We start from the raw sequence: 16,456 nt of genomic DNA, 5'->3' as shown, positions 1-16,456 counted from the left end.
ACTACTCCGCCTGTTTTAAGGCAACGAGATTATCAATTTTTGCACAAAGGTTTTTAAGAACAAAGTATTCTTCTGTTGCAACGGTACCTTCGTTGACTTCTTGTGTCCATTGTTCTAGAGGTACTTTTATTCCGAAAGCTTTATCAATAGCGAAAACAATATCAAGAAAATCAAGACTGTCGATTCCTAGATCGTCAATTGTATGACTTTCAGGTGTAATCGTATTGCGATCAATTTCACTGATTTCTGCAATGATATCAGCAACTTTATCAAACGTGGAAGGCAATGTACGGATTCCTTATTATAGAGTTAGTAAATTCAAAATACATTTAATATTGTTCTTCTAGCCTTTTTTTTCTTTAAAAAAAAGACTTAATCCAGAATATAGCTGTCTTTATCTATAGAGAAAAGAGGTTTACAGTACATGAAATACTGTATCTCAATATTTAAAAAACTTTGAAATTTTATTGCGCATTTATTTTACGAGACTATTTTTTCTATTGGCTGCAAGGACAGCAAGGGCTGTTATATTAACAACTCCCCGTGAAGTTACTGAAGGCGTTAATATATGGGCGGGACGTGCTGCCCCGATTAGAATAGGACCAACATGGAGTGCATTTGTGAGGCTTTTAACAGTGTTGAGCGTGATATTGGCTGCATCAAGTGTTGGAAAGACAAGCAAATTAGCTTCACTTTTAAGACGAGAATCAGGAAAGACACGATCACGAAAAACTTTGGAAAGGGCAGCATCACCATGCATTTCACCATCTGCTTCTAAATCAGGGTGTAATTTGGCAAGAATTTCTGTTGCACGTCGCATTTTACGCGCACTTTCTGTGTTTTTAGAACCAAAGTTTGAGTGTGATAATAAGGCTGCTTTTGGTGTTATTCCAAATGCTTCAACTTCTTGAGCTGCCAATACAGTCATTTCAGCGATTTCTTCTGCAGAAGGATTTTCATTGACGTAAGTATCTGTGAGGAAAAGAGTACGTTGTTGAGAGATAAGCAAACTCATAGCAGAAAAACGGTGAACATTAGGATCAAGTCCTATAATTTGTTCAATCAATTCAAGTTGACGTTCAAAACGTCCTTCTAATCCGCAAATCATTGCATCTGCTTCTTCACGCATGACAGCAAGGGCAGCAATAGCAGTTGTTGATGTTCTCACTACTGTTTTTGCCATTTCAGGCGTAACACCACGCCTTCCTGTATAATGAAAAAATAAATTAACATAATCACGAAAACGTGGATCATCTTCAGGGTTTGTTAATTCAAAATCTATACCAGGACGAATTTTTAAACCAAAGCGTTTTAATCTCGCTTCTACGACATGTGGACGGCCGATAAGGAGAGGCGTTGCTGTTTGTTCTTCAATGACAACTTGTGCTGCACGAAGGACGCGTTCATCTTCACCATTGGCATAGATGACCCGTTTACGTTTTGCTGTTTTTGCTGCAGCAAAAACAGGTTTCATTGTTAAACCAGAAAGAAAGACAAATCGATTGAGGGTATCATAGTAGGCTTCCATATCTTCAATGGGACGAATGGCGACACCAGTTGCCATTGCTGCTTTAGCAACAGCGGGAGCAATACGTAGTATTAAACGCGGATCAAAAGGAGAGGGGATCAGATAGTCTGGTCCAAAATTGGGTGGTTCTTTTGAGTATGCACGTGCTACAACATCTGAAGTTTCTTCTCGTGCAAGGGCAGCAATCGCATGAACAGCGGCCATTTTCATTTCTTCATTAATTGCACTAGCACCTACGTCTAATGCACCACGGAAGATATAGGGAAAACAAAGGACATTATTAACTTGATTGGGATAATCAGAGCGTCCTGTACAGATCATTGCATCTGGTCGTATAGAGCGTGCTTCTTCAGGCATAATTTCTGGTACTGGATTAGCTAGCGCTAAAATAAGTGGATTTTGAGCCATTCTTTTAAGATATTCAGGCTTTAAAACACCACCCGCAGATAGGCCTAGAAAGATATCCGCATCATCAATAATATCAGATAAAGTTCGTGCGTCCGTTTTTTGTGCGTAATTGATTTTCCAACGATCCATAAGGGTCTTGCGACCTTCATAAACAACACCCTCTAAGTCGCTAAGCCAAATATTTTCAACTTTCGCCCCAAGACGAACCAAAAGATTAAGACAAGCTAGGGCAGCAGCACCTGCACCTGAGGTAACTATTTTTGCATTTTCAATTTTTTTTCTTGAAAGATTTAAGGCATTTAATACAGCCGCAGAAACAATAATGGCAGTTCCATGTTGGTCATCATGAAAAACTGGAATATTCATTTTAGCACGAAGCTTTTCTTCGATGTCAAAACATTCCGGCGCCTTAATGTCTTCAAGATTAATACCACCGAATGTAGGTTCTAAGGTCGATATTGTTTGTACCATTTGTTCTATATCGGATGCATCAATTTCAATATCAAAAACATCAATATTCGCAAATTTTTTAAATAAAACGGCTTTGCCTTCCATAACTGGCTTTGAAGCGAGTGGACCAATGTTTCCTAAACCAAGAACAGCAGTTCCATTGGATATAACAGCGACTAAATTAGCACGGGAGGTATATTGAGCAGCAAGATTGGGATCTTCATGAATCGCAAGACATGGTGCTGCAACGCCTGGAGAATAAGCAAGAGCTAAATCACGTTGATTATCAAGAGGTTTTGTTGCTTGTATTTCCAATTTTCCAGGTTTTGGGTGTTGGTGATAAAAAAGTGCGGCACTGTCAAGTTCAGCTTTTGGTGAACTGAAATCACTATTTCGTTCTCTAGACATTTTTATGATATCCAAGTTAGCGTATGTGTATATGAGATGTTCCATCTACGATAAGGTTTTGTCCACTAATAGATCCTCATTTCTCTGAATATCAAAATGCATGAGCATGAGAAAATTCTTCTGGATCGTAAAACCAGTTTGATGATTCTTTTTGTTTGTCTGCATGAATAATTTCATTGATAGCAGCACATTTGTTTTTCTCTCCTTAATAAAACTCGTAAAATTGATTAGTTTACAAAAAAATAAAATATTTTCTAACGATTACATTATCAAGCCATTATTTTTGGCAATGTTTACAAAATAAGGAAAGAACAGAAGAACGGTTCCTATCAATTTCATCCATTTTTTATAAAATATATATTTTATTGAAAGTTTTATACGGAGGTAGAAGAAATTTTAAATAACAATTTGTAATTTATAAATTGTTTATTCAGCTATTTTAAAGGAGACTGGAACGTTGAGAATGGAAGTTGTGTTGTTCATTATTCAATTGGATTCTTAATAGTGAACGCTGTATTTTTTATATACTGATAATCATGTGTTTTAATAAACAAAGATGTTCCTGAAATGGCTGTAATTGCGGGTTTTATACATGAAAATCATATATTTCGCATAACGCTTTTCTTTATAATTTATAATGCATCATTTTGTATATTGAATGAGAAATTTGAATACAATAAGATTCTTTTATTTAAAATTCACCTAATATCATAAAAAATATTTACTTATATAATTCAAACGAGAGTAATATGTGGATAAAAAACATTTAAAAAATAAAGGAGTTAAGAAAAAGATAAGGAAATAGAAAATATGCTTTATCATTTTTAGAATGATATGTTGTTTGCTAAGTCATTACGCTTCTTTAGGGTTATTGCTTAGGATCTCAAAGAAAATCGCATGCCAATTATCCCAGTCTTTGAAGTACAAAGCTGTAGTTGAAAGCAAAGTACTTTACGATGAGCCATTAAAACAACTGGAGAGAGAAAAAGTGGAAAAAATATCTTTTTCCACTTTTCTTATTTTTTATTGGATTCGACCACTTGCATGAGCAAGCATAGTATAAACTTTTCCGGTATCTGATATCAGGTATTTGCGAACTGAGTTTGAAGAACCAGAACTGCGCGATATATCACGTAAGAGCTTTTCGAAATCTGTAACATATTGATTCACTGAACGTTTAAACTCAAAATCGCTCGTATATTTTCTCTTAATCATTTCAAATATTTTTTGTCCATTTAAGGTATAAAGGCGTTCTGTTGCGATGTTTTTCTGTCCACGTTGATAATGATCCCATAGCTCAATAATGGCATTGTGATTAATAGCTTGCACTATACCAGAAGCTAATGAATTAAGAGAGCAGTTTGCAGGAGATGGTTTTGTTTGCACTGAAGTTAAAACATCATCACTAGGGGGAGCATCATAAAATGTTTCTTCACGTGAAGCTCTTTCTAAGAGATTTGATACCCATTTATTTGGTCTTTTTTTGCTTTGATCTTGTTGTAAAATAGGCTTAGGTGGTACGATCTTTTTAACGGACTCAGTGGAATTGTCACTTCTTTGATTAAACATTGATGATGCAGGAAATTCTGATATCAGCTGTTTTTTTGCGTCCTTTTGATCATTTTGTATAACTCTGACTAGATCTTGTAACGCTGTAATCTGTTCATTCAAAGCTGTGCGAATTGTTTGCGTTGTTTCTTTTGTCTTTTCTGGAAGTTTTTTAACATTCTCATTGATATCATTATTAATCTTTGAAAGTTCTAAACGAACCTCATCAGCGGAGCGACGTATGTCTTCTGCTGCTTCTGAAAAACGCGTCGATGCTTCACTAACAAGCTTATTAAGTGATTGTTGGAATGAATTTGTGGAGTTACGTGCATTCTTATCGGAGCGTTCAAGTGCTAAGTTGAAGATTTTTTCATAATGCCCAATCATTTGATTAATTTCATGAGACTTTGAAACAAGAGCATCGCTTAATACAGAAAGCGTATTATGTTTTTCTTCAAGTGTTGCACTAAGTGAATTTTCAGACTGTTCAAGAACATGAATAGTTTGGGAAAGTGTCTTTGCATGTTCACCAAAACTGCTCGTTATATGATTAATTTGTTCAAAGGTATTCTTTGAAAGTCCTTGCAGAATTTCAACATTATTATTGAGCACTTGATTTGAGGCTGACAAACGCTCTGCTACTTGGTCCGTGTTGCGGAAAAAATTATTCGCGCTCTCATTAAACTGACCATCAATATTTTGAACAGCTGATAATAAAACATTACTATTTTCGTGAAAATTGTAAATTGATTGATTCAACTGTGTTAAGACGGATGAGACATTATTAACAAGTTCTTCCTTCATAACCGTTATTGTTTGAAGTGTTTCAGAGTTAGCTTTGGTTAAGCTATTCACTAAAAATTCATTATGTGCATAAATTCTTTGTTCAGCTTCTTGTGTGGAGAGAGAGAGTTGTTCTCCTATATGCTGTGTTAAAGAATCAATTGATTCTGTCGTATTTTGCGCTGCTTGATTTAAGTGATTTGTCAGCTCTGTTATTTTTCCAACATGTTTTGAAATTTGTGTTGCTGTTTGATTTTCTGCATCTTCTAGACGGCTCGTTACATCAGAGAGCTGATACCCTAAATTATTTTTAAAATTTTGCATAGAGTGATGAAGAACATCACAGCGTTCATTAAGAACTTGCTCTATTGCTGTTGTTGATGTGTGAATGGTTTCATTCAATAATGCTTGTGCATTATGACTGGCTGTTGTGAAAGCTTCGACAGTATGCGCTGTTTGTTCAGACAGAACGGACAGAACTTTTTCACTGGTATCATAAACAGTTTTTTTGACATTTGATACAATGCGATTGCCTGATTCTGAGAGAATATTTTCTGCTTGTGTAGTAACATTTGTAACAGATGAAAGAATTTGTTCACTCGTAGAAGAAAGAATATCAGAAGCTTTTATAATCTTATTATGCAGGTTATCTGTAACTATATTAACAGAGTCTTCTAAGGTTACACGCATATTGTCAACACTATTTTCCAGCGCTTGTTGAATTATCTGACTTTGCTCATTATTAAGCATGAGAGACGTTTTTAACGTGTCAGAACGTTCTTCAATAACAGATGTTTGCATATCAATGGCTTCACAGATTTGGCTAAATTTTTCAGATAATGTTTCCTCTAGCGTTGTTGTTCGTTCAAAAATTTTGTGTGCACGATCTTCTAGATCTGTATCGAATGATTCCATACGTGTTTCAAGGGTTTCGAAGAAAACACCACTCGATTGAGAAAGAGTATTCTTTAAAATTTCAGCATGGCTTTCAAGGTTTTTGATATGATCTTGAACCGTTTCAGTAATGTTCTTATTATTGGCTGCAATTGCACTCTCAACTAAATCTATTTGTTGTTTCAATGCAACATCGACACGTATATCACTTTTTGCAATGAGGTTATGGATTGTTTCCATGCGTTGCTCAAGTGTGCGTGCTTGATCGGCAAGAACTTCATTGAGAGAAAAACTATTAATCGCTAAAGAATCACGCAGAGCATCGGCACGGATATCAATATTTCTCGCTTGTGCTTCTAAAGCATCTTGGGTTGTATTGCAGCTTTGTACAATGACATCTTGTAGTTTTTCAGTGCATTGAATGATGTTTGTGATATGATTTTCAGCTTGTTTATCAACGACTTGAATATTGTCAGCCAAAACTTTTTCAATATGAGAAGTATTTTGGGACAAGACATCAATTTGATTTCTTAATGTATCCGCAATTTTATTCTTCTCGTTATCGAGCATGTCTGCCATAAGAGCTCGTTGATCAGAAAGTTGTACTTTAAAATCTTGTGAACGTTCTTGTATGATATCAACAATGGCATTGTCGACATACTGAATTTCTTCTCTCAGACTTTCTTTACTTTTATCAATTGCAGAAAGAATAGCTTCACGTCCATTTGTAAATGCATGGGTAATGTCTGCTGTTTTTTCTTGGAGGTTTTCATTTATTTTCAAGACATGAGATTCCAAGAAGTTACCAAGTTTTTCAGCATTATCCTCTAAAGCCTGACTGCGTTCTATAAAGGAATCAATGATGGAATCACTATGTTCTTTAAGAGAAAGATCAACAGTTGCTAAACGTTGTTCAAAGGCTCCAATTGCTTGAGAGGTGACGTTATCAAATTTAGAAGAGAGTTTATGTGCTTGGTCGTCGAGCTTTAAGATCTTCTCATCAAAATTCTGTAGAGATTGATTATTACGATCAATAAGAGCTTTATCCAAGGCTTTAAACTTTTCATCGACAGCGTGCAAAGTTTGATCTGTTACTGCTTGTATATGTGTTGCAATTTTAGCAACATGTACTTCCGCTTTTTCAGCTGTTTCATTAAAGGTTTTTTCTATTTGCTTTTCATTATGATCAAATCGTTTTGCAAAACCATCGAAGTTTTTTCCTAATTCATGAAAAAATTCTGTGTTTTTCTGCTGAATTTGTATTGTTGTTTCGTTAAATTTTTCAACAAGCTGATTTGTTACGCCATCACCGGCATAGGAAAGTTTTTCAACAAGGTCTTCACCTTGTTTTTGTAAAGTTTGAGAGAGGGTTTGTGCAAGCTTTTCAACATTAGTTACAATTTTAGAGGTAACTAAACCAAATTCATCACTCAGTTGTTCTTGGGTTCCTTTAATTGTTGATTTTACGCGATCTGCGTGATTCAAAATGGCGATGCGTTCATTACTCAATTCTTTGATTAATGTGTGAATGCGTGATTCATTTTCAGCATAGGCTTGTTCTAGATTGTGAACTTCACCTTGTATGATTGCTTCAAGTTCAACAGCACGTCCGAGGGTACGTTCAATACCTTCGTTCATTGCTGCTACTTCTTCACGAATGGTTTGCCCTATAGCAATAGCTTGTTTTTCAGATAAATGTTGTGGTTCACTAAGGCGCTGTGCAGCATTTGTCATAAGAAGAGCAATATTATGCAAGTCGTTTGAACGTTTTGTTAATTGAGCAACGCCCCAAGATATAAGGATAGGAATTGCTGTTCCGGCTGCTACAGCGAGTCCTGTTGGGGATGTAACAAAAGTGCTGATATTGGATAAGGAGCTGAGCCCGATAGGTGCGAGCTTATGCGCAACAAAAGCTCCTCCCGTTGCCCATAAAGCACTAAGCGCTGTTGTATACCAGTAGACTCGAGAGGAAGAACGCTGCTTTAATAGTCCAAAATTTACAGGGGTTGTTATATCATCATTTGCAGGAAGAAGTTTTGTAGACAACAACGTATTATGAACAGTTCCACCTGAAATATCAGGTGAAGGTTTGGGAGCAAAAAGCTGTTCAACAACGGATTTATCAACAACAGCTTCATCATGAATATTAGAAACAAAAGTTGACGTACCGTTTTCAGCAAAGAATTCTTCTTCGGCCATTGCAATTTTTTGAATCAGATCATCGACATTAACAATATTTTCAGAATTATTGGATGATATTGTTTCAAATCCTGTGTCATTGAAATCAAAGTTCATAGCTTTTGTGAGGGCTTCTTCAACTTCAACTTCAAATGTTTGCAATTTGGTTCTGCGTGCCATACTCGCCTCGTACTCTTACAGACAGAAAAGGGATACGTCCTCTTCCACATAATTTCTACATACTAGCTGTTAATTATTTAGAAAGGAATATGCTTAGGGAAAAATTTTAAAAACTTATCAAGATAAAGTTAACGCGGTTTCTTATACCCTGTTTAAAAATGTTATAAAATATAGTAAAAACAATTTATTATTTGAATCTAACAAAAACAAAAATACTGTTTACAACTTGTGTTTATAAAAAACTTTATAAGCTGTTAGTCTTTGAAATAAGGATAATTTAATAGCAGTTATATATACAGTTAGGTGCGAATACCCCTCTTTAATACCGATGATCGTTAATAAATATTGTTGTCCGTTTACTTTTATTGATTCTAAACGAAGCAGATTCTTCATCACATATAGTCTGTAATAGCTTAGGATGTATAAAAGTATGCCTTTGAATTATAAGATTATAAAAGAGTAAACGTGGAAAAATTTTTAATTTAATATAGCTTTTCGTAAGTTGCGCTTTATTATTGCCTTAAAGAGCCGTTTTTTCTCTAATTTCAGTTGTTTGTTGCTAAATTTTGAAGCTTCTACGTTGACAATTGGATATTTTTCAGTCGATATGCATGCACGAATATTTTATGCAATCGAGATGAAGGTGTAAGAATAATGGCAGAGCGATCACAACACCTGCAAGATGTGTTTTTAAATACGGTGCGTAAGCAAAAAATTTCCCTTACAATTTTTCTTGTCAATGGCGTTAAACTCACGGGTATTGTAACTTCATTTGATAATTTTTGTGTTCTTTTACGCCGAGATGGACATGCGCAATTGGTTTATAAGCATGCTATTTCTACGATTATGCCTGGACAGCCTGTACAGATGTTTGAGGGTGAAAGTCCTGAGTAAATATATCATTTTAAGATAGACCTCTTATCCCATTTTAAAAGTACTTAGATTGCCATGATAAATGAAAATGAGAGATTAGGAGGGATATTTTCGCAGAATACAGGACAGGTGCGCGCACTTGTTTTGATACCGATTTTTCAAGAAAATAGAAGTGAAAGCTCTTTGAGAGAGTGTTCTATATCTTCTCGTGTTAAAGAGTCATTAGGTTTAGCGCGTGCTATAAGGTTAGAAGTTGTTAATTATGAAACGATTAATATTGAAACGCCTCGCTCTGCGACTCTCTTTGGAAAAGGTAAAGTAGATTCGTTAACCTGTTATATAGATGAATATTCTATTGAGCTTACGATTGTAGATCACTTTTTAACGCCAGTACAGCAGCGTAATTTAGAAAAGTTATGGAATTGCAAAGTTATCGATAGAACGGCTTTGATTCTTGAAATTTTTGGGGATCGCGCACGAACAAAAGAAGGAGTTTTGCAAGTAGAGTTAGCGCATTTGTCCTATCAAAAAGGGCGACTTGTGCGTAGTTGGACGCACTTGGAAAGGCAACGGGGGGGGCGTGGCTTCCTAGGTGGACCTGGTGAAACGCAAATTGAAGCAGACAGGCGTCTTTTACAAGAGAAAATTATTCGTATTCGACGCGAATTGGAAACGGTTATTAAAACACGTGCACTTCATAGAGCAAAAAGGAAAAAAACATCTTATCCTGTTGTGGCACTGGTAGGATATACGAATACAGGAAAATCAACTCTCTTTAACCGTTTAAGTGGTGCAGATGTTTTAGCAAAGAATATGTTATTTGCAACGCTTGATCCGACTTTGCGCAAAGTTGTTCTTCCCCATGGAAAAACTATTCTTTTGTCTGATACTGTAGGGTTTATTTCTAACTTGCCAACAAATTTGATTGCAGCTTTTAGTGCAACGCTTGAAGAAGTGGTTGAAGCGGATCTCATTCTTCATGTAAGAGATATGTCAGATCTTGATCATCGTGCACATGCCCAAGATGTTTTAGAAGTGCTTTCAAGTCTTGATATCGATATTGATGATATGGAGCATATCATAGAAGTTTGGAATAAGATTGATATGTTGGATGAGCAGGCATTGAATGTTTTACAAACAAGCGCAAAAACACGATTAAATCCTGCTCTCATGGTATCTGCGCTTAAGGGGGATGGACTCGATCAATTATTAAGAGCCATTGAAAAGCGAATTTTTGGAGAGGTGCAAAGCATTGAATATCTTTTAAAACCTCATGAAATGTCGCTTATCGATTGGTTTTATGAAAACTCTGCGGAAATAGTGCAAGAAGGACATGATGATGGGTCTGTTACCATTAAAGCCGTTATTACTTCTGAAGCAAAAAAACAATTAGAGAACATCAAAAAAAATATGAATTAAGTTGTTTAAAGCTATTGCTGAACATTTGTGCTTAAATTTTATGTTTTTATTATCTGAAAATAATATGACAGCAAGTTAAGAGGATAGTTACTACTTTCTCTTAATAAAACAATATGAAGAAGTATTTTGCTGGTTAAAATAAAGATGAGTCTTAAGTGTAATAAAAGACTATTCGTACGTACCGTATGGCGAAGCATTTTGATTGTTTTGCTATTACAAATGCTATGTATATCTTTGATTTGGTTGTATTATTTTGTCCAGCCTCGTGGTTACCAAGCAACTTTAATATTTTCATTATCTGATTCTGTAGGAAAACCGTTACCAATCAAAAAGCAAGACAATGTTATCGCCTTTTTGTTTTCGCAGCCTATGTTCTTCAATGATTCGCAATTTTCTTTAAGTGCTTTTAATAAGAAAAAAAATCATGAAAATATCCGTTTATCGCGTCGTGGTGATTTTATCGATCTGACTTTTGAAGCTGAGACACTTGAAGCAGCTCAACGTGGGTTGGAAACTTGGTTTTCCGCATTTTCACAAGCAATCATAAAACAGAAACAATTCTTGTTAAATGATAAATTAGAAGACAAACAATATGATAGTACTGCAATCGTTAATATCGTGCAGGGGTTTCGTACATCTGTTGAGTCTTTTATTCAGCATGGTATAAAACAAACAGAGCTTCATGATCTTTCTATGCAATTAACGGAAGCAACTTTAAAGCGTATTCATTTAACAAGTTTGAATTCAACAATTAATATGATGCGTGAAAAGGGGCAGTCTTTATTGTCTTTATCGTTTATTGCAGGTAATTCAGCAATTTTTGCTCTGGAATCTAAACGTGATCTTTTGGAAACGCAAAGAGCACATATGGCGGTGCAATTGGGGTGGACACATCCTCAAATTAAAGCAATGACTGCGGAATTAGAGACAGTTTCTCATCAATTAAAAAATAAAATTTTACAAATCGTTGATCAAGTTCATTCAGATGAGGTTATTGCAAGGGAATTAGAAAAACAGCTCAAAAAAAGAATGAACTTTTTTGTAAAAGATCAACCCCAATCTTTGAATGAAATATTTAACGAGTTTGAAAATAAAATAAAAGCAGCAGTTGATGCACAAAATAAAGCGATGAGTAAGTCTGCTCAACGAAGAGAAAAAATTATTGGTTCATATCGGAGATTTAGTGATGATCCTCTTCTCTTACAAAATACAAATATCCACGTGGTTATGCCAACAACGCTAGCACCAATTTCTTTTATGGCTCTTTATGGAAAAAATATTCTTGTGAGTGCATTGGCGAGCTTCCTTACTCTTTTACTAGGAATATTGTTATTTTATCCGTGCTTTAAAAGCAAAAAAGATCAACCCTCAGAAGAGGATTTGAGATCAAAAGAAAATACTCTTAAGAAGAACGAGAGTATTTTAGTTTCTCAAGAAATGAAAAATCTTGAAGCTTTTATTACGATAGAGGGATTATCTGATGTTTTGAAATGGCGTGCTTCAACCATTATTTCAATCATTGGAGTAGAGGCTGCACGGACAGCGGCAAAGCTTTCACTTCATCTCACAAAAGAGAACAAAACAATTTTGTTGGTCGATATTTCTGGTCAACAAATAGAAAAAGTCATTGGTCCACATCGCGGATTGAGTGATATTTTAACGGGCAATGCCCAGTTGCATGATGTTATTTACCGTGATTATGATACGGGGGTTGATATTCTTCCTCAGGGGTTAACAAGTGCTATTTCTGCACAAGATTTTTCAAATGACATTTCTCATATATTACAAGAATTTAAAAAAGAATATGATTTTATCATCCTAGAGATGGCAAGTGAACCCAAATATGGATTTGAGCAATTTGCAGAGCTAACAGACTATTATATTTGTAATACTGTTCTTAATGAACAAGAATGGATGATGCGGATGGTAAGCAGTTTTCCAAAAACTGTTTATCGCGTTGTTGCATCATAAACTTCGTAAAAAAGAAATATGTATCGCATGTTATAGTGGTATGCTTGTTTTTTACTAAAGTTATAGTACAAACTAAAATACACAAAGATTTGATGTTTAAATTTTAAAATGCATTGTAGTTGGAGAGAAGCGTGGGGCAATCAGAGATGGCAGTAAAGAGATTAAACAATAGCATTTTAATGCCCGTGCAAAAGAAAAATAGAAAACAAATACAGGTGTGGCTTTACTCTATTTTATTGCTTTGTTTAGCAATTGTCTTAGTAGGTGGCGCTACTCGTTTGACGGGATCAGGATTATCTATAACGGAATGGAAGCCAATACACGGCGTTATTCCACCGATTGGTATGGATCAATGGCAAGAGGAATTTTTAAAATATCAACAGATAGCACAATATAAGCTACTTAATCCTGATATGACCTTAAGTGCTTTTAAGATAATTTTTTGGTGGGAATGGGCGCATCGTGTTCTTGGGCGTCTTGTTGGTCTTGTTGCTTTATTGGGGCTCATTTGGTTTTGGGCGACTAAGCGTGTTGAAAAAAATATCTTACTCCCGCTTATTGTCGTACCTATTCTTATCGCCTTTCAAGGCTTTATTGGTTGGTGGATGGTTGCTTCAGGGATTGGGCAAAGTAATTTAACAAGTGTGAGCCAATATCGTTTGGCATTTCATCTTATAACGGCATGTTTTGTTATTGTTTTTGTTACTTATTTATCTCGAGGACTTGCAGAATACTCAGAAAAGCCAGCAAATCAAAAGGTGCAATATTTTGCGGCTTGGCTTGTTGTTCTCATCTTGATAGAGATTTATTTCGGAGCTTTGGTTGCAGGGCTTCATGCTGGAAAAGTCTATAATACATGGCCTCTTATGGATGGGCAGATTATTCCTGATGGGTTGTTGCAGCTTCGTCCTGTTTGGCTCAATTTATTCGAAAATTCCTTAATGGTTCAGTTTATTCATCGGTTTTTTGCTTATTTTTTATTTATTGTCTCAGTTATTCATGCGTTCTATGTACAAAAAAACATTCCACATTCAACCCATTCTCGTCGTGCATTTCTTATCTGTGTTATGATTATTATCCAAGCACTCTTGGGTATCTTAACACTGTTACATGAGGTTCCGATAAGTTTAGGGCTCATTCACCAAAGTATGGCACTAGCAGTGTTATGTTTTGCGGTTGCGCACTGGCGAGCAACGAAAGGGGCATATCGCGTTGTTGAATAAAAGCTTGTATTTAGGAAGTTTTAGTCGCTTGAAAGCATTAAATCGAGGTTCTGGATAGCCGCAGCTGATGCGCCTTTTCCTAAATTATCGAATATGGCGCTGAGATTAAAAATACCTTCACGATCATTTCCAAATACGAACAGTTTCATATCATCTTTATTGGCTAAACACTCTGGGTTAAGTCTTTGAAGTGAAGCAGTTTCTTCTTGTGATGCAACTAAAATGGTATTTTGCCCATCGTAATGGTTTGCGAGAATTTCGCGCAAATCAGAACAGTTTGCTGATTTTGTGAATAAATGGCGATGCAGAGGGAGATTCACAATCATTCCCTGGGGAAAACGACCAACACTTGGTATAAAAATTGGGGTTTGGTTGATTTGTCCATAGATTTTAATTTCTGGCACATGTTTATGTTCAAGATTAAGACCATAGATAAAATAATTTTCCTGAATATTTTGTTGAGATTGATTTTCCATTTGTAAAATCAACTGTTTTCCACCACCGGTATAGCCGGAGATTGCATTAATCGAGATGGGATAATAGGCGTCTAGTAGTCCTGCTTCACGGAGTGGGCGAATCAAACTAATGGCACCGGTAGGATAGCATCCTGGATTAGTTACATAATGTGCTGCTTGGATGCGCTTTCTTTGTCCTGCTGTCATTTCAGGAAAACCGTAAACCCAGTCTGGTGCAACACGGTGGGCTGTCGAGCTATCAATAATCCTAATGTTTTTATTTTTTTTAAGCCAATGAACTGTTTCGCGTGCAGCATCATCTGGAAGACACAAAATAGCAATATCGGCTTGATTAAGATAGTCTTGTCGCAGATGAACATTATGGCGGTCTTTATGAGCAAGAGAGAGTAGTTTTAAATCTGTACGCCTCTCTAAGCGTTTTTGTATTTGTAGTCCGGTTGTGCCATGTTCACCATCAATAAAAACTTTGGTTAGCATTCTTATTTGCCTTGTATTAACTTTGCCTATTATATTCAGCATTTCACATTATAAACTATTTTTAATCATTAAATTATTGAATTTCTTTAGATTATAGATACCTTTTGTAAAAGGTGTAAACAAATAAGAGTGTAAAAAAAGAAATGTAATCTCATTTTTTGCTATTCTTGAGAGGGAAGTTTTTCGCTATTTTTATAACAAAGAGTAAGATAAATATTTGCATCATTATTTTTGAGTGTAAGTGGTTTAAAATGTTTGGTTTGCATGGTTTGCTGTGTTATCGTTCAGTAACTTTATTTTTTTATGTTAGGAACGTGTTTTATGACTCAGCAAGGAAATGACGCACAAAAGCGCTTTTTTAATGATAATTTACAAACTGTTGATGGTGCAATCTTTGATGCAATTAGAGGGGAGTTTGAGCGTCAACAACATGAAATTGAGTTGATTGCTTCAGAGAATATTGTTTCAAGAGCGGTTCTTGAAGCGCAGGGGTCTGTTTTAACTAATAAGTATGCAGAAGGTTATCCAAGAAAGCGCTACTATGGTGGGTGTCAATTTGTTGATGTCGTTGAAGATTTAGCCATTGAAAGGGCAAAACAGCTTTTTGGTGCTGCTTTTGCGAATGTACAGCCTAATTCTGGTAGCCAAATGAATCAAGCTGTCTTTTTAGCTTTACTTCAGCCTGGTGACACATTTATGGGATTAGATTTAAATGCTGGTGGTCACCTTACCCATGGTTCATCTGTTAATATGTCAGGAAAATGGTTTGATGTTGTTTCCTATGGTGTGCGTCAAGAAGATCAGATTATTGATATGGATGAGGTTGAGCAGCTTGCAAAAGAACGTAAGCCCAAACTTATTATAGCGGGTGGCTCATCTTATCCACGGCTATGGGATTGGAAACGATTCCGTGAAATTGCAGATGAGATTGGTGCTCATCTACTCGTTGATATGTCTCATATTGCCGGTCTTGTTGCTGGTGGTGTGCATCCTTCACCTGTTCCACACGCGCATATTGTAACAACAACAACACATAAGTCGCTTCGAGGTCCTCGTGGTGGTTTAATATTGACAAATGATGAGTCTTTATCCAGAAAAATTAATTCTGCAATTTTTCCTGGTCTTCAAGGTGGTCCTTTAATGCATGTAATTGCCGCAAAGGCTGTTGCATTTGAGGAGGCTTTGCGTCCCTCTTTCAAGAGTTACAGTGCCAATGTGGTTGCTAATGCGAAAACTTTAGCAAAAATATTACAGAGTAATGGTTTTAATATTGTTTCTGGTGGCACAGATAATCATTTGTTGTTGGTTGATTTACGTTCCAAAAATCTAACAGGTAAACGTGCTGAATTGGCTTTGGGGCGCGCTCATATTACCTGCAATAAAAATGGTATTCCTTTTGATTCTGAAACGCCATCTATAACATCGGGAATTCGCTTGGGATCACCTGCTGCCACAACGCGTGGTTTTTTAGAAAAAGAGTTTATTCAAGTTGGTCATCTGGTTTCAGAAGTTCTTGATGGTCTTCGGAGCGCAAAAAGCGATGAAGATAATTATGCCGTTGAAATGGCTGTTGAGAAAAAGGTAAAAGATATAACGAGTCAATTTCCTCTTTACTCTTATCTTAGTACTCGTTAAGGGAA

The 16,456-nt window shown here is 35.9% G+C and carries 9 protein-coding genes; 5 read left to right on the top strand and 4 right to left on the bottom strand.

Going from position 1 to position 16,456, the window contains the following annotated elements; all coding sequences use genetic code 11:
* Nucleotide 1: 1 nt before the first annotated feature.
* The 3 genes from ACFINF_RS06700 to ACFINF_RS06690 all read right to left on the bottom strand — a co-directional run bounded on the left by ACFINF_RS06700 (nucleotide 2) and on the right by ACFINF_RS06690 (nucleotide 8,377).
* Nucleotides 2-286 carry an acyl carrier protein gene (locus ACFINF_RS06700; RefSeq protein WP_375620202.1) on the bottom strand — a complete coding sequence of 95 codons (285 nt, stop codon included), beginning with the start codon at nucleotides 284-286 and terminating at the stop codon, nucleotides 2-4.
* 189 nt (nucleotides 287-475) lie between these two features.
* Complete coding sequence (locus ACFINF_RS06695; protein WP_375620201.1) at nucleotides 476-2,794, bottom strand: NADP-dependent malic enzyme; 2,319 nt, start codon at nucleotides 2,792-2,794, stop codon at nucleotides 476-478.
* A gap of 1,023 nt (nucleotides 2,795-3,817) precedes the next feature.
* The gene (locus ACFINF_RS06690) at nucleotides 3,818-8,377 is read right to left on the bottom strand and encodes a hypothetical protein (protein ID WP_375620200.1); all 4,560 of its coding nucleotides are present in this window, start codon (nucleotides 8,375-8,377) and stop codon (nucleotides 3,818-3,820) included.
* A gap of 654 nt (nucleotides 8,378-9,031) precedes the next feature.
* On the opposite strand from ACFINF_RS06690, the gene hfq reads away from it, so the two are divergent.
* The 4 genes from hfq to ACFINF_RS06670 all read left to right on the top strand — a co-directional run bounded on the left by hfq (nucleotide 9,032) and on the right by ACFINF_RS06670 (nucleotide 13,863).
* Entirely contained in the window at nucleotides 9,032-9,271 is a 240-nt protein-coding gene (gene hfq, locus ACFINF_RS06685) for an RNA chaperone Hfq (protein WP_005773461.1), read from the top strand.
* Nucleotides 9,272-9,325: 54 nt separating this feature from the next.
* Nucleotides 9,326-10,669, top strand: a complete 1,344-nt coding sequence (hflX, locus tag ACFINF_RS06680) for a GTPase HflX (protein ID WP_375620199.1) — start codon at nucleotides 9,326-9,328, stop codon at nucleotides 10,667-10,669.
* 144 nt (nucleotides 10,670-10,813) lie between these two features.
* The gene (locus tag ACFINF_RS06675; protein ID WP_375620198.1) at nucleotides 10,814-12,640 is read left to right on the top strand and encodes a hypothetical protein; all 1,827 of its coding nucleotides are present in this window, start codon (nucleotides 10,814-10,816) and stop codon (nucleotides 12,638-12,640) included.
* 146 nt (nucleotides 12,641-12,786) lie between these two features.
* Nucleotides 12,787-13,863, top strand: a complete 1,077-nt coding sequence (locus tag ACFINF_RS06670) for a COX15/CtaA family protein (RefSeq protein WP_375620197.1) — start codon at nucleotides 12,787-12,789, stop codon at nucleotides 13,861-13,863.
* A 20-nt stretch (nucleotides 13,864-13,883) separates the two neighbouring features.
* Here the strand turns inward: ACFINF_RS06670 and argC are convergent, their stop codons facing one another.
* Entirely contained in the window at nucleotides 13,884-14,816 is a 933-nt protein-coding gene (argC, locus tag ACFINF_RS06665; protein ID WP_375620196.1) for an N-acetyl-gamma-glutamyl-phosphate reductase, read from the bottom strand.
* A 321-nt stretch (nucleotides 14,817-15,137) separates the two neighbouring features.
* On the opposite strand from argC, the gene glyA reads away from it, so the two are divergent.
* Nucleotides 15,138-16,451: a serine hydroxymethyltransferase gene (glyA, locus tag ACFINF_RS06660; protein ID WP_375620195.1), complete on the top strand. Its 1,314-nt coding sequence runs from the start codon at nucleotides 15,138-15,140 to the stop codon at nucleotides 16,449-16,451.
* Nucleotides 16,452-16,456: the final 5 nt, after the last annotated feature.

The organism is Bartonella sp. TS25HLJMH (assembly GCF_042193505.1).
Lineage (GTDB): Bacteria > Pseudomonadota > Alphaproteobacteria > Rhizobiales > Rhizobiaceae > Bartonella > Bartonella grahamii.
This window is presented reverse-complemented; position numbering and strand designations above follow the sequence as displayed.